The organism is Halobacteriovorax vibrionivorans, from assembly GCF_003346865.1.
GTDB classification, from domain to species: domain Bacteria; phylum Bdellovibrionota; class Bacteriovoracia; order Bacteriovoracales; family Bacteriovoracaceae; genus Halobacteriovorax_A; species Halobacteriovorax_A vibrionivorans.
In genome coordinates this window covers 807,322-827,472 of record NZ_QDKL01000001.1, presented here as the reverse complement: position 1 = coordinate 827,472, position 20,151 = coordinate 807,322, and the positions used below count along the sequence as shown (strand labels likewise).

Sequence of the window (20,151 nt, the reverse complement as noted above, 5' to 3'; positions counted from 1 at the left end):
AAAGTGAGATAAAGCATGGTTGATAATAACGAATCAGAAAAAGAACTTAACGAAGAAGTAACTGCAGCGCCAGAGGCTTCTGAAGAAACAACTGAACAGGCTGAAGCAGTTAACCCTAACTTTCGTTGGTATATTGCAAAAGCTCTTACAGGACAAGAAAACAAGGTTCAAAAGACTCTTCGTGAAAGAATCGTTAACTACAAGCTAACAGATTCTTTTGGTGAGATTGTTGTACCTGAAGAAAAAGTTACAACTCATGCAGGTGGAAGAAAGAGAACGATCACTAAGAAGCTCTTTCCAGGTTATGTGTTAATTCAAATGGTTATGAATGAGAACACATGGCACCTAGTTAAAGATACAGATAAAATTACAGGTTTTGTCGGTGGTACAGTTGACAAACCAGCCCCTTTATCAGATGAAGAGGCAGCATATATGACAGGTAAATCTAATGAAGGCTTCAAAAAGTCACGCACAACTGTGGACTTTTCTGAAGGTGAAGAAGTTAAGGTTATTGAAGGACCATTTGCTTCATTCATTGGAACTATTGAATCAGTAAACGAAAACGGAAAACTGAAAGTGAACGTTTCTATCTTTGGTCGACCAACACCAGTAGAATTAGACGCTTCTCAGGTTGAAAAGAATTAATAATCGTTGGTAGAACGCAAGTTCGCAGGAGAATTTTATGGCTAAGAAAATCACAGGTTTCATTAAGCTACAGATTCCAGGTGGGAAAGCAAACCCATCACCACCAGTTGGGCCGGCACTAGGTCAAAAAGGTGTTAATATCATGGAATTCTGTAAGGCTTTTAATGCAAAGACTCAAAAAGACGCAGGTGTAATGCTTCCAACAATCATTACAGTTTACTCTGACCGTTCTTTTACATTTGTAACAAAGACACCACCAGCTTCATACCTTCTTAAGACTAAGCTTAAGCTTAAAAGAGGTGCACAGAAGCCAGGTACAGAAGTTGTAACGACAGTATCTAAAAACGTTATTGAAGAAATCGTTGAAGCGAAAAGACCAGATCTAACAGCTGCTACTCAAGAAGCTGCTGAAAGAATCATCGAAGGTTCATGTCGTTCAGCTGGTATTAAACTGGACTACTAAGAGGTGTACAATGGCTAAGAAATCAAAAAAATATACAGAAGCACTTTCAAAAGTGGATACAACAAAAACTTATACAATCGACGAAGCTATCGCACTAGCTAAAGAAATCAAGTTTGCTAACTTTGATGAAACAGTTGATCTAGCATTTAGACTTGGTGTTGATCCAAGACACGCAGATCAAATGATTAGAGGTGCACTAGCTCTTCCAGCAGGTACAGGTAAATCAGTTAAGGTATGTGTTATCACTTCTGGTGATAATGTTGCTAAAGCTGAAGCAGCAGGTGCTGATCATGTAGGTGGGGATGACCTAGTTGCTAAGATCGCTGGTGGTTGGCTAGACTTCGATAGAGTTATCGCATCACCAGATATGATGGGTAAGCTTGGTCGTGTAGCAAGAATCCTAGGGCCAAGAGGTCTTATGCCTAACCCAAAATTAGGAACTGTTACTCCAAACATCGAAAATGCTGTTAAAGAGCAAAAAGCTGGTAAGGTTGAATACAGAACTGAAAAGAATGGTATCATCCACGTTCCAGTTGGTAAGTCTTCATTCTCAACTGAAGACCTAAGAAAGAACGTTGATACAATGGTATCAGCAATTATTAAAGCTAAGCCTGCATCTGCAAAAGGTACTTACCTTAAGTCACTGACTATCAGTACGACAATGGGACCAGGTCTTAGAATTGACACACTAGAAGCTACAGCAGTAGCTAGTAAATAATAAGGGGTTGATGATTGTCGGTGTGGCCGCTGATTAAGTTTAACGCCACATAAAGCCTGCATGAAATCTCCCTCCAGTAGTTTAGGAGGTAAACGATGTTAACTAGAGCAGAGAAAGACGTTATCATCGAGGGTCTTAATAAAAAGATCACTGATGCAAACGCTATCTTTCTAACAAACGTTATTGGACTACCGTCGAATGATGCCAACGCTCTAAGAAAGTCTGTTCGCGATGCGGATGGAACGCTAGTTGTTACTCGTAACTCACTTTTCTCAAAGGCTGCAGCCGGAACAGACGCGGAAGAACTTCTTTCAGGTCTTAAAGGTACACAAGCAGTTGCTTTCGCATTTGGAGACGCTCCAGGTGTTGCAAAAGCACTTAAGGAATGTGGGAAAGAGTTTGAATTAGTAGAACTTAGAGGTGGTTTACTAGATGGTAAAGCACTAACACCAGCAGAAGTAAACGCAATTGCAGACCTACCATCTCGTGATGAGATGCTTGGTACTCTTCTTGCAACATTTAATGCACCGATCTCAGCATTTGCTAGAGTTCTTAATGCAATTAAAGAGCAAAAAGAAGCAGGCGGTGAAGCTGCTCCAGCTGCAGCTGAAGAATCTGCAGAATAATTTAAAAGTTAATAGTTAATAGTTGAAATTATTTTAAAAATTTAGGAGTTAAATATGTCTATTACAAATGAACAATTAATTGAAAAAATCTCTAGCATGACTGTTCTTGAAGTTTCTGAACTTGTAAAAGAACTTGAAGAAAAATTTGGTGTATCAGCTGCTCCAGTAGCTGTTGCTGGTGCTGCAGGTGCTGCAGGTGCTGCAGAAGAAAAAACTGAATTTGACGTTGTACTTGCTGAAGCAGGTGCTAAGAAAATCAACGTTATTAAAGAAGTTAGAGGTATCACTGGTCTTGGTCTTAAGGAAGCAAAAGAAATGGTTGAAGGTGCTCCTAAGACTGTTAAAGAAGGCGCTACTAAAGAAGAAGCAGAAGAAATCAAGAAAAAACTTGAAGCTGCTGGTGCAAAGGTTGAGCTTAAGTAATTTAAGCCCATTGCTCATCGCATAAAAATTTAAAAAATTCAGGTGTGGAGATTTAGCGATCTTCACACCTTTTTTGCGTTTGATTAAACCAAAAAAAAAAGTTATTAAGTAACTAAAAAAACATATACAACGTGCACGTTTAAACAATTAAAACCCGGGAGAACCATAATGACTGAGGTTTTTAGACCAAACGAGTGGTTTCGCAGAAACTTTGCCTCTACACCATCGGTGCTAGAGACGCCTCCACTCATGCTTCTACAAAAGAAGTCCTATGATGACTTTCTTCAAAAGGACGTACCTCCTTCTCAAAGAGAAGAAATGGGACTGCAGTCTGTTTTTCATTCTGTATTTCCAATCCATGACTTTAACAAAACTGTATCATTAGAGTTTGTTAGCTACTCACTTGAAGAGCCAAAGTACACTGTAAAAGAGTGTCGCCAAAGAGGACTTTCTTATGAAGCCCCACTTAAGGTAGTTGTTCGTCTAGTATTCTATGATGTAGCAGTCGACAAAGATGGTAACGAACAGAGAACTGTATCTTCGATCAAAGAGCAGGAAGTTTACTTAGGTAATATTCCTCTAATGGCCGAAACTGGTTCTTTTGTATATAACGGAACTGAGAGGGTTATTGTTTCTCAGCTTCACAGATCTCCTGGTATCGTATTCGAACACGATGGTGGTAAGAAGCACTCAAGTGGTAAGCTTCTTTACTCAGCTAGAATCATTCCTCACAGAGGTTCTTGGCTAGACTTCGAATTCGATCACAAGAATATCCTATTCGCTAGAATTGATAGAAAAAGAAAATTACATGCAACAGTAGTTCTTAAGGCTCTTGGTTATAGTACTGAAGAAATCCTTGATATGTTCTACAACATGGAAACGATTAAGTTTGATAAGAATGGTGAGTTCACTAGAACTTTAGACTTATCTCTTATGACTGGTACTCGTGCAACAAACGATGTACTTGATCCAAAAACTGGCAAAGCTATTGTTAGAAAAGGGAAGAAGTTCTCAAAAGCATCTGTAAGAAGACTTACTGAAGCTGGAGTAAACGAAATTCCTGCAACTTTAGAAGAAGTAGTTGGTAAAGTTGTTGCTAAAGATATCTTTAACGAAGAAACAGGTGAAGTTATTTGTCTTGCAAACGAAGCTCTTTCAGAAGCTAAGATTCAAGAATTAACAGCAGCTGGTGTTAAAGAAGTTGAGTGTCTTTATATTGATATGATCAACTTTGGAGATCAAATCAGAAACACACTTCTACTAGATAAGACAGATACTAAAGAAGATGCTCTTCTTAAGATCTTTGAAAGACTAAGACCAGGTGAGCCACCAGCGGTTGAAGCTGCAGAAGCTCTATTTGAAAGTCTTTTCTTTAATGAAGAAAGATATGACCTATCACGCGTTGGTCGTATGAAAATTAATTATAAGTTTAAAACTGATGTTCCTGTTGAGAATACAGTTTTAACAAAAGAAGATATTAACACTACAATCCAGTACCTTGTTGAGCTTAACAATGGTAAGGGACGTGTAGATGATATCGACCACTTAGGTAACAGACGTGTTAGACCTGTAGGTGAACTACTTGAAAACCAATTTAGAGTTGGTCTAGTTCGTATGGAAAGAGCGGTTAAAGAGAGAATGGCAATTCAAGAAATTGATACAATGATGCCATATGACCTTGTTAACCAAAAGCCAGTTGCTGCTGCCGTTAAGGAATTCTTTGGTTCATCACAACTTTCTCAGTTCATGGATCAAACGAACCCACTTTCAGAAGTAACTCACAAGCGTCGTCTTTCAGCTCTTGGGCCAGGTGGTCTAACGAGAGAAAGAGCATCTTTCGAAGTTCGTGACGTTCACGTAACTCACTACGGAAGAATGTGTCCGGTTGAGACTCCTGAAGGACCAAACATTGGTCTAATTACTTCTCTTGCAACATTTGCAAAAGTTTCTGAATACGGTTTCATTGAAACTCCATACCTAACTATTGGTGAAGACCAAAAGATTGGTGATGTTGAGTATTTCACTGCCTTCCAAGAAGAAGGTAAAGTTATCGCTCAGATCGATGCAAATAACATCAAAGATGGAAAGCTAGTTGGTGAGCACGTTGCTGCACGTGATTCAGGTGAATTCACGCTTGTTGACGCTGCAGAAGTTAACTTAATGGACGTTTCTCCAACTCAGATGATTTCAGTTGCAACATCATTAATTCCTTTCCTTGAGCACGATGATGCCAACCGTGCCCTAATGGGATCGAACATGATGAGACAGGCAGTGCCTGTTGTTAAGACTGAAGCTCCAATCGTTGGTACAGGAACAGAAAGAATTGTCGCTAGAGACTCTGGTGCTGTTCTTGTTGCTGAAGACAATGGTCGAGTAATCTTTGTTGATTCAAATAGAATCGTTATTCAAAGAGATAGTTTTAAAGATGGTGAATCTGGCGTTGATATTTATAAACTAGTTAAATATCAAAGAACTAACCAGAACACTTGTAATAACCAAAAAGCTCTTGTTACTGAAGGTGACATTGTTAAGAAAGGTGACGTTCTAGCTGACGGACCAGGTACTGACAATGGTGACCTAGCACTTGGGCAAAACCCTCTTGTTGCATTCATGCCATGGGGTGGTTACAACTACGAGGATTCGATCCTGATTTCAGAAGATCTTCTTGCAAAAGATGTATTTACTTCTGTTCATATCGAAGCATTCGAAGTTGAAGCTCGTGATACAAAACTTGGTAAAGAAGAAATCACTCGCGATATTCCAAACGTTTCAGAAGAGTCTCTAAAAGACCTTGATGAAGCAGGGATCGTTAGAGTTGGTGCAATCATTAAGCCAGGTGACATTCTTGTAGGTAAGATTACTCCTAAGGGTGAAACTCAACTTTCTCCTGAAGAAAAACTTCTTAAAGCAATCTTCGGTGACAAAGCTGGTGACGTTAAAGATACATCACTAAGAGTTCCTTCATCTGTTTACGGTACAGTAATTGATGCTAGAGTTTACACTCGTGAAGGTGTTGAGCTTTGTGCAAGATCTAAGGATATCATTGAGCAAGAAACAACTCTTCTTAGAAGAGATGAAAGAATTGAAATTAAAGCAATTCAAACTTCAGCAATTCTAAAAATTGCAGATATGCTTAAAGGTGCAAAAATCACTGACGTTCTTGTTTCTGAAGATGGTTCAGCAGAACTTCTTTCTAAGGGAACTGAGATCACAGGTGAAGTACTTGCTTCAATTCCATTTGAGCTAATTGGTTACTTACCTCTACAAGCTGAACTTGAAGAAAAACTATCTGAGTATTTCGCAGATGTTAGAAACAAGATCAATAGAGTTAGAGCTAAGACTACTGATGAAATTGCTAAACTTCATAGAGGTGATGAGCTTCCTCCAGGTGTAATCAAAAAGATTACTGTTTACGTTGCAATTAAGCGTAAGCTTCAGCCAGGTGATAAAATGGCCGGTCGTCACGGTAACAAAGGTGTTATCTCAAACGTTGTACCTCGTGAAGATATGCCATATCTTGCTGATGGAACACCTGTTGAGATCGTACTTAACCCACTAGGGGTACCTTCTCGTATGAATATCGGACAGCTTCTTGAGCTTCACCTTGGATGGGCCGGACGTGGTCTTGGTGAAAAAATCAAGGTAATGCTTGAAGAGCAGCAGAAAGTTCATGAGATCAAGGATTTCATTTACAAAATCTATAAGACTCCAGAGGTTGAAGCGTGGCTTAAGTCAGCTTCAGACGATGTTGTTATGGCACTTGCTAAGAAGCTTACTAGCGGTGTTCGTTTCTCAACTAAAGTATTTGATGGTGCTTCAGAAGCAGATATCAGAGAAATGCTTGAGCTTGCAGACCTAGAACCACACGGTAAAACTACACTGTTTGATGGTAAAACTGGTGATGCATTTGCTGAGGACGTTACTGTTGGTGTTATGTATATGCTTAAACTACACCACCTTGTAGACGAAAAACTTCACGCACGTTCAACAGGTCCTTACTCACTTGTAACTCAGCAACCACTTGGTGGTAAGGCTCAGTTTGGTGGTCAGAGACTTGGGGAAATGGAAGTTTGGGCACTAGAAGCATACGGTGCTGCTTATACACTACAAGAGTTCTTAACTGTTAAATCTGATGATGTTATCGGTAGAACTAGAATGTATGAGTCAATCGTTAAAGGTGAGCAAGTACTTGAACCAGGTCTTCCTGAATCGTTCAACGTTCTAATCAGAGAGCTACAAGCACTTTGTCTAGACGTTAAACTTGAAGAAGACAGAATTGAAGAATCTATTCGTTAATTTATGGCAGGCTTAGTCCTGCCATATATTAAGAGGGCATAAAAAATGAAAGACCTTTTAAACTTTTTTGATAAGCCAAAAGATCCAGTAAGCGTTGAGGGTGTATCTATCAAGCTTGCTTCTCCTGATACAATCAGAGAGTGGTCATTTGGTGAAGTAAAAAAACCAGAAACTATTAACTATAGAACATATAAGCCTGAAAGAGATGGTTTATTCTGTGCAAAGATCTTCGGACCAGTAAAAGATTACGAATGTATCTGTGGTAAGTACAAGAGAATGAAGCACAGAGGTGTAGTATGTGAGAAGTGTGGTGTTGAAGTTACACTTTCTAAAGTACGTCGTGAGAGATGTGGACATATCGAATTAGCAACTCCTGTTGCTCACATTTGGTTCCTACGTTCACTTCCTTCAAGAATGGCCGCTCTACTTAATCTTTCTCTTAAAGAACTTGAAAAGGTTCTTTACTATGAAGCTTATATTGTAACTGCTTCGGCAACTGATGGTGTTGAAGGTGGTCTAGATGTAGGTCGTGTTATCTCTGAACAACAATACTGGGAACTTAAAGATCAAGGAATTGACTTTGAAGCTGGTATGGGTGGAGAGATTGTTCAAGAACTACTTTCTAAGCTTGATATCGATTTAGAAAACAAAAACTTAAGACGTGGTCTTGCTAATGCTACAACAGAAATGGCAAGAACAAAGTTTGTTAAGAGATTAAGAGTTGTTGAATCTCTTATGAAGTCTGAAAACAAGCCTGAGTGGTTCATGATGGATGTAGTTCCAATTCTTCCACCAGACTTAAGACCTCTAGTTCCTCTAGAAGCTGGACGTTTTGCAACTTCAGATCTTAACGATCTATACAGACGTGTTATCAACAGAAACAACCGTCTAAGAAGACTTAAAGAACTTAATGCTCCTGAAATCATCATTAGAAACGAAAAGAGAATGCTTCAAGAAGCAGTAGATGCTCTTTTTGATAATGGTCGTCGTGGTAAAGTATTTACTGGTGCTAACAAGCGTCCACTAAGATCTCTTTCTGATATGTTAAAAGGTAAGCAAGGACGTTTCCGTCAAAACCTTCTTGGAAAGCGTGTTGACTACTCAGGACGTTCTGTAATTGTTGTTGGTCCAAGTTTAAGACTTCACCAGTGTGGTCTACCTAAACTTATGGCACTTGAGCTTTTCAAGCCATTTATCTACAACAAACTAATTGATAAAGGACACTGTACTACGATTAAAGTTGCTAAGCGTATGGTTGAGCAACAAAAAGAAGAAGTATGGAATATCCTTGAAGAAGTTGTACAAGAACACCCAGTACTTCTTAACCGTGCACCAACTCTTCACAGACTTGGTATCCAAGGTTTCGAACCAGTACTTATTGAAGGGAAAGCGATTCGTCTTCACCCTCTTGTATGTACAGCATTCAACGCCGACTTCGATGGTGACCAGATGGCCGTTCACGTTCCTCTATCACTTGAAGCTCAAATTGAGTGTCGTGTTCTTGCAATGTCGACAAATAATATTCTTTCTCCAAAAGATGGTTCTCCAATTATTACTCCATCTCAGGATATCGTTCTTGGTCTTTACTACATGACTCGTGAGAGACCATATGCTCGTGGGTACGGGAAAACTTTCTCTTCTAAAGAAGAAGCTCAGTTTGCTTACCACTCAGGTAACCTACACCTTCAAGCACCTATTAAAGTTCGTATCGATGGTGTTGTTCACGAAACAACTGTTGGTCGTACTTTCGTATTCGATATTGTTCCATCATGCTTAAACTTTGCTGATGTAAACATTATCCTAGGGAAGAAAGAGCTAGTTAAACTTCTAGACCTTGCTTACAGAAGAGGATCTGAAAAAGATACTGTTCTTCTTGCTGATGGTCTTATGCAGCTTGGTTACAGCAACGCTACGAAAGCAGGTATTTCGATTAACGTTGTTGATATGGAAATCCCATCTGAAAAAGAAGGTATCCTACAAGAAGCTCACGATGAAGTTAGCGCAATTACTGAAGAGTATAACGAAGGTTCAATCACTAACGGTGAGAGATATAACAAAGTCGTTGATGTTTGGTCACAAACAACAGAAAAGCTTGTTAAGGTTATGCTTGAGAAAATTTCAACTGATGAATTTACATCTGAGAAAGAAGGTGAAGAGCCAGTATACGCTCCTTCATTCAACGCTCTATATATGATGGCAAACTCAGGTGCAAGGGGTTCTGCTCAGCAGATGAGACAGCTTGCTGCCATGAGGGGTCTAATGGCCAAACCATCAGGTGAAATTATTGAAACGCCAATTACTTCAAACTTCCGTGAAGGTTTATCGGCACTTCAGTACTTCACGTCTACACACGGTGCACGTAAAGGTCTAGCCGATACTGCCCTAAAGACAGCAAACTCTGGTTACCTAACGAGACGTCTAGTTGACGTAGCTCAAGATGGTATTATCAGAAATGAAGACTGTGGTACGACTGACGGAATTACTCTTACTTCACGTATTGAGTCTGGTGAAGTTGTTGAGCACGTAGCATCTAGAGCTATGGGCCGTGTAACAGCAGCTCCAGTTATCTCAGCTGAAGGTAATGAAGTTCTTCAATCAGGTCACTTACTAACTGAAAAAGACCTTGAAATGCTAGAAGCAAATGAAGTTGACCAAATCAAAGTTAGATCAGTTCTGACTTGTAACGAAAGACATGGGTTCTGTGCTGCATGTTTTGGTCGTGACCTTGCTCGCGGTACAATGGTTTCAGTTGGTGAAGCAGTTGGTGTTATTGCCGCTCAATCAATTGGTGAACCTGGTACACAGCTTACAATGCGTACTTTCCACGTTGGTGGTACTGCAACTGCTGGTGCACAAGTAAATAAAACAACAGTTCGTACGTCTGGTAAGGTTGTATTTAACAACGTTATCACTGCTGAAACTCAAAACGGTCTTCTTATTATGAATAAGACTGGTGAGCTAATCATCAAAGATGCACGTGGAGTTGAAAAAGAAAAATATCCAGCAACTTACGGTGCTAAGTTACACTTCAAAGAAGGTGACGAAGTAAACGTAGGGGATACTCTGATTGAATGGGACCCGTTTGCGATTCCACTTCTAACAGAAGTAGCTGGTACAGTTAAATTTGAAGACCTAGTTGTTGGTGCAACTATTGCAGAGCAAACAGATGCAGTAACTGGTCTAACTCAAAGAACTGTAATGGAAACTAAGGATCCTTCTCTACAGCCAAGAATTTCCATTCTTGATGCTGATGGAAACCCAGTAATTGTTCCTGGAACAAACCGTCAAGCAACATACCGTCTTCAAGTAGGAGCAACTCTTACTGTAACTGAAGGTGATGAAGTTGAAATTGGTGGTGTATTATCTAAAGTTTCTCGTGAAACAACGAAAACAAAAGATATTACAGGGGGTCTTCCAAGAGTTGCAGAACTTTTCGAAGCTAGAAAGCCAACTAATGCATCTCAAATTGCCGATGTTACAGGTACTATTGAGTTTGGTGCAGAGGTTAGAGGTTCTAGAAGAGTTCTAATTAGACCTGAAGATGGTTCAGATCCAGTTGTTTACACAATCCCTAAGGGTCGTTACGTAACAGTTAACGAAGGTGACTACATCCGTTCTGGTGAAGCTATTATGGATGGTCCAGCTAACCCACATGATATCCTAAGAGTTTTAGGTATTAAGGAACTTGCTGGTTACATCGTTGATGAAATTCAAGCTGTTTACCGCCTACAGGGTGTTGATATTGATGATAAGCACATCGAGGTAATTGTTTCTCAAATGCTTAAGAAAGTTGAAGTAACTGATCCAGGTGACTCTACATTTGTTGTTGGTGACTCTGTAACTAAAGCAGAATTACTAACTACGAACGAAGAACTAGTTGCTGATGGATATGAGCCAGCTCAAGCTAGACCAGTTCTACTTGGTATTACTAAGGCAGCTCTTTCAACTGATTCATTCTTATCAGCTGCTTCATTCCAAGAGACAACGAAGATTCTTACTCAAGCTTCACTTGAAGGTAAGAAAGATATGCTTCGCGGTCTTAAAGAAAACGTACTTATGGGCCGCCTGATTCCAGCAGGTTCTGGTATCTCTAAGTACCGTGATTATGAAGCATTTGTTGAAGAAGAGTCTTCAGTTGAAGAAACTTCTACATTAATGTTATAAAAACTTGCTTATATGAGGGGTGGTGTGTTACACCATCCCTCTATAGTTTATTATGGGCTAAAGCCTAATTTTATCTTTGAAATTTGTTGTAGTTAAGGAGCGGAAATGCCTACGATTAACCAATTAATTAGAAAAGGTAGAACTGATAAGTTTGAAAAAACTAAATCACCTGCCTTAAAAGCGTGTCCACAAAGACGCGGTGTATGTACAAGAGTATATACAACTACTCCTAAGAAACCAAACTCAGCGATGAGAAAGGTTTGTAGGGTAAAACTAACAAGTGGATTTGAAGTTACTTCATACATTGGTGGTGAAGGACACAATCTACAAGAACACTCGATCGTTATGATTCGTGGTGGTAGAGTAAAAGACCTTCCAGGGGTTCGTTATCACACTATTAGAGGTACATTAGACTGCCAAGGTGTTGATAAAAGAGGTCAGAGAAGATCTAAGTACGGTTGTAAAAAGCCTAAAAAGTAATTTAGTTAACTAATTGACACCGATTGCGTAATGGCCTGAGGTGAGTAATCGATCAGTTAAATCTGTTTCCGGTGAAGGAGAAATAATATGAGTAGAAAAAATAGAGCACAGACTAGAGAAGTACTACCTGATCCAATTTTTCAAGACGTTGTTGTTGCAAAATGTGTAAACGCAATTATGAAAGATGGGAAAAAGTCAGTTGCTGAAAAAATCTTTTATGGAGCACTTCAAAGAGTTGAGTCAAAGACTGGTGAAGAGCCTTTAAAAGTATTCAAAAAAGCACTTTCTAACATTAAGCCAGCGGTAGAGGTAAAGTCTCGTCGTATCGGTGGTGCAACTTACCAAATTCCAGTTGAAGTTAGAAATAACAGAAGACAATCTTTAGCACTTAGATGGCTAAGAGATTACGCAAGAGCTCGTGGTGGTAGAACTATGGTTGAAAAACTATCAGACGAAATCATCGACGCTTCTCAAGGTAGAGGTGGAGCTGTTAAGAAGCGTGAAGACACTTACAAGATGGCAGAAGCTAACAAAGCATTTGCTCACCTTAAGTGGTAATCTGTTATTAATCTAACAAGATAAAATTAAGCAAATTTCATAATAAACTATAAAGGGCCTCTATTGAGGCCCTTTTTTATTCCTACCTAAACTGCCTTGTTTGTGTTAATTATATGTCTGCATTTTATTAAATTTTTAAGGACTTATTATGAGTTTAGAAAATATTCGAAATATCGGTATTATGGCGCATATTGATGCCGGAAAGACGACAACTACTGAGCGTATTCTTTATTATACGGGTAAGAGTCATAAGATTGGAGAAGTGCATGATGGTGCTGCGACTATGGACTGGATGGTTCAGGAGCAAGAGCGTGGTATCACAATTACTTCCGCTGCTACGACTTGTATGTGGAAGAAAACAAATATTAATATTATCGATACTCCAGGTCACGTAGACTTCACAATTGAGGTTGAGAGAGCTCTTAGAGTTCTTGATGGGGCAATTGGTGTATTTGATGCTGTGGCCGGTGTAGAGCCACAGTCAGAGACTGTATGGGGCCAGGCTGATAAGTATAGCGTTCCAAGAATTGCATTTGTTAACAAGATGGACCGTGTTGGTGCTGACTTTGAAATGTGTCTTGGAGAGATTAGAACAAAGCTTGGTAAAACTGCAGCAGCAATTCAATTGCCAATTGGTGCAGAAGATACTTTTAAAGGTGTTATTGACCTTGTAAATATGAAGGCCATTCTTTTTAAAGATGAAGACCTGGGCTCAACTGTTGTTGTTGAAGAAATTCCACAAGATATGCAAGATGATGCACAAATGGCCCATGAGGAATTAATTGAAACTTTGGCAGACTTTGATGACCAATTAGCAGAGGATTATCTGTCGGGTGAGTCTATATCTGCAGAAAGAATTTCAAAGTCTATTCGTGAAGCAGTTATTAATCACGAATTTGTTGCAGTTCTTTGTGGTTCTGCTTTTAAAAACAAGGGTGTCCAACCACTTCTCGATGCAGTTCGCGACTACCTACCTTCACCAATTGATCGTGGTGAAGTAAAGGGTGTGAATGGAAAGAATCATGATAAGGAAGAGGTAAGAAGACCAGATACTGAAGATGCATTTTCAGGGATTGCGTTTAAGATTGCAACGGATCCATTTGTTGGTTCTTTAACATTCTTCAGAATTTATTCAGGTTCTCTTAAGGCTGGAGCACAGGTATATAATCCTCATAAAGGTAAGCGTGAAAGAGTTAATAAAATTCTTCAAATGCATGCTGCTAAGAGAACTGAACTCCAAGAAGCAAAAGCTGGTGATATTATTGCAATTTCTGGATTAAAAGAAACTGTAACAGGTGAAACTCTTTGTGCGGAAAACCGTACAATTATTTTCGACCTTATGGAATTTCCAGAGTCTGTAATTTCAGTTGCCATTGAGCCTAAAACGACAAATGATGAAAAGAAGTTAATGACTTCTTTAAGTCAGCTAAAGCTAGAAGATCCTTCGTTTACTTATCAACATAATAAAGAAACTGGTCAGCTTCTAATTTTTGGTATGGGCGAGCTTCACTTAGAGATTATTTGTGATCGTCTTGAGCGTGAATTTAAAGTTGGTATACGAGTAGGAGATCCTCAGGTTTCTTATAGAGAGAGTATTACAGGTACGGCTAAGGCCGAAGATACATTTAACCGCGAGCAAGGTGGAAAGATGGTGTATGGCCATGCTGTTGTTGAGGTTGAGCCAACGGATCATCAGTCTGGTGTTCAATTTGAAACAGCTCTAACTAAGCGTGATCTACCACAAGACTTCTTAAATGCTATTGAGAAAAGTATCAAAGATACTTCAATGGGGGGAGCACTTGCTGGGTATCCATTTATAAATATTAAGGCTAAATTAGTCGCAGCAAACTTTAATGAAGAAGAAGGCTCTGAAGTTGCATATGCTATTGCAGCTTCAAACGCATTTAGAGAAGCATGTCGTAATGCTGGATTATCTTTACTTGAGCCTAAAATGAGCCTAGAAGTAGTAACTCCAACTGATTACACTGGGGATATTATTTCAGATATAAATACAAAGCGTGGAAAAATTCACGCCATGAGTGCAAAGCAAGATAAAGAAGTGATTGATGCTGAAGTTCCTTTATCTGAAATGTTTGGTTACTCAACAGATATACGCTCGAAATCACAGGGAAGGGCCAACTTTACGATGAACTTTGATCGTTATGAGGAAATTCCTATGAAAATGGCGAAAGAAATACTTGAAAAACGAGGAATATACATCTAAAACACTTTAGATTTTTTTTAACAAAAAGCAGGAGTAAAAAATGGCAAAAGAATCTTTTGACAGAAGTAAGCCCCACGTAAACATTGGTACGATCGGGCACGTTGACCACGGTAAGACAACTCTTACAGCGGCAATTTCAATTACACTAGCGAACGCACTTGGTGGTGACGTAAGAAAATTCGACGAAATCGATTCGGCACCAGAAGAAAAAGCTAGAGGTATTACAATCAATACTTCACACATTGAGTATGAAACAGCAACAAGACACTACGCACACGTAGACTGTCCAGGTCACGCTGACTATGTAAAGAACATGATTACAGGTGCAGCACAAATGGACGGAGCAATCTTAGTTTGTTCAGCGGCTGATGGGCCAATGCCACAAACAAGAGAGCACATCCTTCTTGCACGTCAGGTAGGTGTACCAGCGATCGTAGTATTCTTAAATAAAGTAGACCAAGTAGATGATGAAGAACTACTTGAGCTAGTAGAAATGGAAGTAAGAGAGCTTCTATCTTCTTACGACTTCCCAGGTGACGATATTCCTATCGTAGCTGGTTCGGCACTAGCAGCTCTTGAAATGAGAGACGATGCAATTGGTAAAGATAAAGTACTAGAGCTTATGGCACAAGTTGATGAGTATATCCCAACTCCAGCTAGAGCAACAGATCTAGACTTCCTAATGCCAGTAGAAGATGTATTCTCAATCTCAGGACGTGGTACAGTTTGTACAGGACGTGTTGAAAGAGGGATTATCAAGGTAAACGAAGAAATCGAAATCGTTGGTATTAAAGAAACAACTAAGACAACTGTAACAGGTGTTGAGATGTTCAGAAAGCTTCTTGACGAAGGTCGTGCAGGTGATAACGTTGGTCTACTTCTACGTGGTGTAAAGCGTGAAGAAGTACTACGTGGTCAGTGTCTAGTTAAGCCAGGATCAGTAACTCCACACGCGAAGTTCAACTGTGAAGTATATATCCTTTCAAAAGATGAAGGTGGACGTCACACTCCAATCTTCAAAGGTTATAGACCACAATTTTACTTCAGAACAACAGACGTAACAGGTGATATTACACTTGCAGACGGAGTTGAGATGGTAATGCCAGGAGACAATACTTCATTCGCAGTAGATTTAATTACTCCAATTGCGATGGAAAAAGGTCTTAAGTTCGCGATCCGTGAAGGTGGTAGAACAATTGGTGCTGGTACAGTATCTGAAATTCTAGACTAATTTTATTGTATATAAAGAGGGTGGTCTTAAGGGCCACCCTTTTTTTATGAGAAAAATTGGTTGATGCGTAAAAAATATATGGCCTAGCGTAAAAATAATTTGACAATAGGCCCAAAAAACATATAAAAGTCAAATTCAACTTTTAAAATTGATTAATAGGATGTGTATGAAAGCTTCTAAGTTAAGAATTAAATTGCGCGCATATGATCACAAGCTTCTTGATAGCTCTGTAGATGAGATCGTTCAAACAGCTAAAGAAACAGGCGCTAGAGTAGCGGGACCAATCCCATTACCAACAGAAATTAATAAATTTACTGTTCTTAGATCACCTCACAAAGATAAAAAATCTCGTGAGCAATTTGAAATGAGAACACACAAGAGACTAATTGATATTGTTGATCCAACTCAACAGACTGTTGATAGCCTAATGAAATTAGATCTATCAGCTGGTGTTGACGTTGAAATCAAGTACTAGTATAAACTAAAAAAATTTTATTATTAACCATGCATGCATCTCTTGGAGAAGAGTGATGCTGTGGAGGCAAAATGACAGAAGAAACTCAAGCAGTTGAGACAGCTGCTACTGAATCATCTAGTTCACTAGCTCTTAATACTATCTATGGTGTTAAAGCTGGTATGACAAGAATCTTTGATGAAGCTGGTAACCACGTTCCAGTAACAGTAATCAAACTTATTCCTAATAAAGTAACTCAAGTTAAGACTCTAGATAAAGATGGGTACGAAGCTTACCAAGTTGGTTACTACGAAAAAAGAGAAAAACTACTTAATAAAGCAACTAAGGGTCACCTTAAGTCAGCTAACGTTGAGAATAACTTTGTAAGATTTGCAGAAGTTACAGCTCAAGGTGTAGATGCTGCTAACTTAGGTAAAGATCTTTCAGTTGAGTCATTTGAAGCTTCTACATATGTTGACGTAACAGGAACATCTAAAGGTAAAGGTTTCCAAGGTCAAATGAAGAGACACAACTTTAAAGGTGGACCTGCAACTCACGGTTCGAAATTCCACAGACGTGGTGGTTCGATCGGTAACAGAGCGACTCCTGGTAAAGTTTGGAAGAACAAAAGAATGCCTGGTCACATGGGTAGTGAGACAAAAACTATTCAAAACATCAAGGTTGTTGAAGTTAATCAAGATAAAGGATACATGCTACTTAAGGGATCAGTTCCTGGTTCTAAAAACGGTTTTGTAAGAATTGCAAAAGCACTTAAGAAGTAATAGTAGACTGAGGTAATAGTTATGAGTGATGTAACAGTATTAAATGCAAAATTAGAAGAAGCGGGAAAGCTTACTACAAACGTAAGTCTAACTGCTGAAGATATTAACGTAGCGGCTGTACACCAAGTTGTTAAAGCTACTCTAGCGGGAAGAAGACAAGGTAATGCTTGTGTTAAAGGTCGTTCAGATGTTAGCGGTGGTGGTATTAAGCCATTCAAACAAAAAGGTACAGGTAGAGCACGTCAAGGTTCTATTAGATCGTCTCTTATGGTAGGCGGTGGAACTGTTCACGGTCCTAGCCCAAGAAGCTACGTTCAAAAAGTTAATAAGAAAATGGCAAAGGTTGCTATTCAATCTATTCTTGCTGACAAACTCCAAGCAGGAAAGTTGACAGTAGTAGATACGATTGAATCAACTGGTAAAACTAAAGAAATGTACAATCTTTTAAATGGTAAAGGTTTACTACCGGCTTTAGTAGTAACTGCTGATAAAAACTCACCAGCTCTTAGAGCAGTGAAGAACTTACAGTGGGGTAAAGGGATGGCCGTTGAAGGTTTCTCTGTATACGAAGCGGTTAAATTCGAAAACCTAGTTATTGAAAAGAGTGCATTAGAAACCCTATTAAATAAGTTGGTGTAATTATGGCGACGTTAGAAAATGTATTAAAGAAACCACTTATCACTGAAAAGACTTCTGTAGCTACAGATAACTACAACAGATTTGGTTTTGTTGTTGATCTTAAAGCTAACAAGCATCAAATTAAGAATGCAGTTGAAGCGCTTTATGATGTGAAAGTATTAAATGTAAAGACAAACATCACTCCAGGTAAAATTAAAAGAGCTGGTAAAGGTGTAAAAAAGACTAGTAAATTCAAGAAGGCTTTCGTTCAATTAGCGGAAGGTCAAAAGATTGAATTTTTTAAAGGTGTTTAACTAGTTAGCTGAGGAAATTATGGGTATTAAAAGATTTAAACCAACAACTCCTTCACTAAGAAAGATGCAAGTCCTAAATAGTGATGAGTTAACAAAAGATGTAAAGCCGGTTAAAGGTCTAACATCAGTTAAGAAAAATTTTGCAGGTAGAAATAACTCTGGACGTATCACTGTTAGACACAGAGGTGGTGGAGTTAAGAGAAGATATAGAATTATCGACTTCAAAAGAAACAAAATGGATATCCCTGCAACAGTTCAAGCGATCTCATATGATCCAAACAGAACTTGTAATATCGCACTTATCGCATACCACGATGGTGAGAAGAGCTATATCCTAGCTCCTCTTGGACTTAAAGTAGGTGATAAAGTTATCGCATCTGCAGATGCAGATATTAAAGTAGGAAATGCTAAGAAGCTTAAGGACATTCCAGTTGGTACTCTTGTACACAACGTTGAAATGTACCCAGGAGCTGGTGGTCAATTAGCACGTTCTGCAGGCTCTTACGTACAAATCATGGCAAAAGAGGGTAAATTTGCTCTTCTTAGAATGCCATCAGGTGAGCTTAGAAAAGTTGAATTAGTATGTATGGCAACTATTGGTCAGGTAGGTAACCTAGATCACGAAAAACGTAACATTGGTAAAGCTGGACGTAAGAGAAAGCTTGGATTTAGACCAACTGTACGTGGTGTTGCTATGAACCCAGTTGATCACCCACACGGTGGTGGTGAAGGTAGAACTTCAGGTGGACGTCATCCAATTTCACCATGGGGAACACCAACTAAGGGTTACAAGACTAGAACTAATAAGAGAACTGATAAGTTCATCGTTAAGAGAAGAAAGTAGTAGGAGATTAATATGGCCCGTTCACTTAAAAAAGGACCATTTGTTGATATTAGCTTAATGAAAAAAGCTCTACAAATGCAAGAAGAAGGTAATAAAGGTAACAAAGTGATCAAGACATGGTCTAGAAGATCAACGATTGTTCCTGAGTTTATTGGACTTACATTTGCCGTTCACAACGGTAAGAAATTCATACCAGTTTATGTTACAGACAATATGATCGGACATAAGTTAGGTGAATTTGCACTTACAAGAACTTACTATGGTCACGGTGCAGATAAGAAAGGCAAGAAAAAGTAGTTAAGTTACAGTTGAATAAGGAGAAGGTCAGATGGCCATTACAGTTAGAAACAGTAGAGTTGGTATCGCGCCAAGAAAAGTAAGACAGGTTTGCGATCTAATTAGAAAGAAGAAAGCTTCTGAAGCGTTAAAGATTTTACGTTTCCAAGAGAAGAAAGAAATTGCACTTGTTTTAACAAAATTAATTAATAGTGGATTAGCAATCGCAGCTGATTCTGAAAAATATGATTTAGACAACTTAGTTGTTTCAATCATTAAAGCGGACGAAGGTCCAACTTTAAAGCGTATCCAGCCAAGAGCTCAGGGTCGCGCATTCAGAATTAGAAAAAGAACTAGTCACATAACAGTTGAACTAAAAGAAGCATAGGATAAATTATGGGACAAAAAGTACATCCATACGGTTTTAGATTAGGTTATATTAAGTCATGGCACTCAAATTGGTTTGCTAACGATCAAGAATACGGTGAAACACTTCACGAAGATCTTGCAATTAGAAACTACATTGAAAAGAACATGAAGAATGCTTCTGTAGCTAACATCGAGTTATCAAGAACTTCAAACCAGGTTAAGGTTACTGTTTATACAGCTAAGCCAGGTGTAGCAATTGGTAAAAAAGGTGCAGGAATTGAGAAAATTAGAAACGACCTTAAGAAACTTACTAAAGGGACTCTAATCTTCAATATTGCAGAAGTTAAAAGACCAGATGCAGAAGCAAAGTTAATTGCTGAGAATATCGCAGGTCAGCTTGAGAAACGTGTAGCTTTCAGAAGAGCAATGAAGAAAGTTATGCAGTCAGCATTCAGAGCTGGTGTTAAAGGTATTCGTGTTAGAACAGCAGGTCGTTTAGGCGGAGCTGAGATGGCAAGAGCAGAAGGTTATACAGAGAGAAAAGTTCCTCTACACACTCTTAGAGCAGATATTGATTACAACACTGCTGAAGCACAAACAACATACGGTATTATCGGTGTTAAAGTTTGGGTTTATAAGGGTGAGATTTACAAGTAGTTGGAAATT

The 20,151-nt window shown here is 38.9% G+C and carries 19 protein-coding genes; all 19 read left to right on the top strand.

The features are described from left to right. Positions 1-15: 15 nt before the first annotated feature. The 19 genes from nusG (at position 16) to rpsC (ending at position 20,142) form a co-directional block, all read left to right on the top strand. Positions 16-645 carry a transcription termination/antitermination protein NusG gene (gene nusG, locus DAY19_RS03995; RefSeq protein WP_114705888.1) on the top strand — a complete coding sequence of 210 codons (630 nt, stop codon included), beginning with the start codon at positions 16-18 and terminating at the stop codon, positions 643-645. 37 nt (positions 646-682) lie between these two features. Then, a complete protein-coding gene (rplK, locus tag DAY19_RS03990; protein WP_114705887.1) occupies positions 683-1,108 on the top strand; it encodes a 50S ribosomal protein L11 in 426 nt (141 codons plus the stop codon). 10 nt (positions 1,109-1,118) lie between these two features. Then, positions 1,119-1,826 carry a 50S ribosomal protein L1 gene (gene rplA, locus DAY19_RS03985; RefSeq protein WP_114705886.1) on the top strand — a complete coding sequence of 236 codons (708 nt, stop codon included), beginning with the start codon at positions 1,119-1,121 and terminating at the stop codon, positions 1,824-1,826. 95 nt (positions 1,827-1,921) lie between these two features. Continuing rightward, positions 1,922-2,452 (top strand): 50S ribosomal protein L10, encoded by a 531-nt coding sequence (rplJ, locus tag DAY19_RS03980; RefSeq protein ID WP_114705885.1) that lies wholly within the window; start codon positions 1,922-1,924, stop codon positions 2,450-2,452. Positions 2,453-2,506: 54 nt separating this feature from the next. Beyond that, positions 2,507-2,875, top strand: a complete 369-nt coding sequence (rplL, locus tag DAY19_RS03975) for a 50S ribosomal protein L7/L12 (protein ID WP_114705884.1) — start codon at positions 2,507-2,509, stop codon at positions 2,873-2,875. Positions 2,876-3,043: 168 nt separating this feature from the next. After that, positions 3,044-7,171, top strand: coding sequence for a DNA-directed RNA polymerase subunit beta (gene rpoB, locus DAY19_RS03970; protein WP_114705883.1), 4,128 nt, complete (start codon positions 3,044-3,046; stop codon positions 7,169-7,171). Between the two features lie 45 nt (positions 7,172-7,216). Then, positions 7,217-11,335 (top strand): DNA-directed RNA polymerase subunit beta', encoded by a 4,119-nt coding sequence (rpoC, locus tag DAY19_RS03965; protein ID WP_114705882.1) that lies wholly within the window; start codon positions 7,217-7,219, stop codon positions 11,333-11,335. Positions 11,336-11,440: 105 nt separating this feature from the next. Beyond that, complete coding sequence (gene rpsL, locus DAY19_RS03960; RefSeq protein ID WP_114705881.1) at positions 11,441-11,815, top strand: 30S ribosomal protein S12; 375 nt, start codon at positions 11,441-11,443, stop codon at positions 11,813-11,815. 87 nt (positions 11,816-11,902) lie between these two features. Then, on the top strand, positions 11,903-12,373 hold the full coding sequence (gene rpsG, locus DAY19_RS03955; protein WP_114705880.1) for a 30S ribosomal protein S7: 471 nt from the start codon (positions 11,903-11,905) through the stop codon (positions 12,371-12,373). A 148-nt stretch (positions 12,374-12,521) separates the two neighbouring features. After that, positions 12,522-14,597 carry an elongation factor G gene (gene fusA / locus DAY19_RS03950; RefSeq protein ID WP_114705879.1) on the top strand — a complete coding sequence of 692 codons (2,076 nt, stop codon included), beginning with the start codon at positions 12,522-12,524 and terminating at the stop codon, positions 14,595-14,597. Between the two features lie 40 nt (positions 14,598-14,637). Further along, entirely contained in the window at positions 14,638-15,828 is a 1,191-nt protein-coding gene (gene tuf, locus DAY19_RS03945) for an elongation factor Tu (protein WP_114705878.1), read from the top strand. A 166-nt stretch (positions 15,829-15,994) separates the two neighbouring features. Next, entirely contained in the window at positions 15,995-16,303 is a 309-nt protein-coding gene (gene rpsJ, locus DAY19_RS03940) for a 30S ribosomal protein S10 (protein WP_114705877.1), read from the top strand. Positions 16,304-16,374: 71 nt separating this feature from the next. Continuing rightward, positions 16,375-17,064, top strand: a complete 690-nt coding sequence (gene rplC / locus DAY19_RS03935; protein ID WP_114705876.1) for a 50S ribosomal protein L3 — start codon at positions 16,375-16,377, stop codon at positions 17,062-17,064. Between the two features lie 21 nt (positions 17,065-17,085). Then, on the top strand, positions 17,086-17,703 hold the full coding sequence (gene rplD, locus DAY19_RS03930; RefSeq protein WP_114705875.1) for a 50S ribosomal protein L4: 618 nt from the start codon (positions 17,086-17,088) through the stop codon (positions 17,701-17,703). A gap of 2 nt (positions 17,704-17,705) precedes the next feature. Next, positions 17,706-17,996: a 50S ribosomal protein L23 gene (gene rplW, locus DAY19_RS03925; RefSeq protein ID WP_114705874.1), complete on the top strand. Its 291-nt coding sequence runs from the start codon at positions 17,706-17,708 to the stop codon at positions 17,994-17,996. Positions 17,997-18,015: 19 nt separating this feature from the next. Further along, positions 18,016-18,840, top strand: a complete 825-nt coding sequence (gene rplB / locus DAY19_RS03920; RefSeq protein ID WP_114705873.1) for a 50S ribosomal protein L2 — start codon at positions 18,016-18,018, stop codon at positions 18,838-18,840. A 12-nt stretch (positions 18,841-18,852) separates the two neighbouring features. Further along, the gene (rpsS, locus tag DAY19_RS03915) at positions 18,853-19,137 is read left to right on the top strand and encodes a 30S ribosomal protein S19 (protein WP_114705872.1); all 285 of its coding nucleotides are present in this window, start codon (positions 18,853-18,855) and stop codon (positions 19,135-19,137) included. 31 nt (positions 19,138-19,168) lie between these two features. Continuing rightward, positions 19,169-19,504, top strand: a complete 336-nt coding sequence (gene rplV / locus DAY19_RS03910) for a 50S ribosomal protein L22 (RefSeq protein ID WP_114705871.1) — start codon at positions 19,169-19,171, stop codon at positions 19,502-19,504. 8 nt (positions 19,505-19,512) lie between these two features. Next, positions 19,513-20,142: a 30S ribosomal protein S3 gene (rpsC, locus tag DAY19_RS03905; protein WP_114705870.1), complete on the top strand. Its 630-nt coding sequence runs from the start codon at positions 19,513-19,515 to the stop codon at positions 20,140-20,142. Positions 20,143-20,151 lie beyond the last annotated feature (9 nt).

What these genes read in the sequence shown, in the direction of transcription:
- nusG (WP_114705888.1), top strand. Translation starts at nt 16, where the DNA reads ATGGTTGATAATAACGAATCAGAAAAAGAACTTAACGAAGAAGTAACT.
- rplK (WP_114705887.1), top strand. Translation starts at nt 683, where the DNA reads ATGGCTAAGAAAATCACAGGTTTCATTAAGCTACAGATTCCAGGTGGG.
- rplA (WP_114705886.1), top strand. Translation starts at nt 1,119, where the DNA reads ATGGCTAAGAAATCAAAAAAATATACAGAAGCACTTTCAAAAGTGGAT.
- rplJ (WP_114705885.1), top strand. Translation starts at nt 1,922, where the DNA reads ATGTTAACTAGAGCAGAGAAAGACGTTATCATCGAGGGTCTTAATAAA.
- rplL (WP_114705884.1), top strand. Translation starts at nt 2,507, where the DNA reads ATGTCTATTACAAATGAACAATTAATTGAAAAAATCTCTAGCATGACT.
- rpoB (WP_114705883.1), top strand. Translation starts at nt 3,044, where the DNA reads ATGACTGAGGTTTTTAGACCAAACGAGTGGTTTCGCAGAAACTTTGCC.
- rpoC (WP_114705882.1), top strand. Translation starts at nt 7,217, where the DNA reads ATGAAAGACCTTTTAAACTTTTTTGATAAGCCAAAAGATCCAGTAAGC.
- rpsL (WP_114705881.1), top strand. Translation starts at nt 11,441, where the DNA reads ATGCCTACGATTAACCAATTAATTAGAAAAGGTAGAACTGATAAGTTT.
- rpsG (WP_114705880.1), top strand. Translation starts at nt 11,903, where the DNA reads ATGAGTAGAAAAAATAGAGCACAGACTAGAGAAGTACTACCTGATCCA.
- fusA (WP_114705879.1), top strand. Translation starts at nt 12,522, where the DNA reads ATGAGTTTAGAAAATATTCGAAATATCGGTATTATGGCGCATATTGAT.
- tuf (WP_114705878.1), top strand. Translation starts at nt 14,638, where the DNA reads ATGGCAAAAGAATCTTTTGACAGAAGTAAGCCCCACGTAAACATTGGT.
- rpsJ (WP_114705877.1), top strand. Translation starts at nt 15,995, where the DNA reads ATGAAAGCTTCTAAGTTAAGAATTAAATTGCGCGCATATGATCACAAG.
- rplC (WP_114705876.1), top strand. Translation starts at nt 16,375, where the DNA reads ATGACAGAAGAAACTCAAGCAGTTGAGACAGCTGCTACTGAATCATCT.
- rplD (WP_114705875.1), top strand. Translation starts at nt 17,086, where the DNA reads ATGAGTGATGTAACAGTATTAAATGCAAAATTAGAAGAAGCGGGAAAG.
- rplW (WP_114705874.1), top strand. Translation starts at nt 17,706, where the DNA reads ATGGCGACGTTAGAAAATGTATTAAAGAAACCACTTATCACTGAAAAG.
- rplB (WP_114705873.1), top strand. Translation starts at nt 18,016, where the DNA reads ATGGGTATTAAAAGATTTAAACCAACAACTCCTTCACTAAGAAAGATG.
- rpsS (WP_114705872.1), top strand. Translation starts at nt 18,853, where the DNA reads ATGGCCCGTTCACTTAAAAAAGGACCATTTGTTGATATTAGCTTAATG.
- rplV (WP_114705871.1), top strand. Translation starts at nt 19,169, where the DNA reads ATGGCCATTACAGTTAGAAACAGTAGAGTTGGTATCGCGCCAAGAAAA.
- rpsC (WP_114705870.1), top strand. Translation starts at nt 19,513, where the DNA reads ATGGGACAAAAAGTACATCCATACGGTTTTAGATTAGGTTATATTAAG.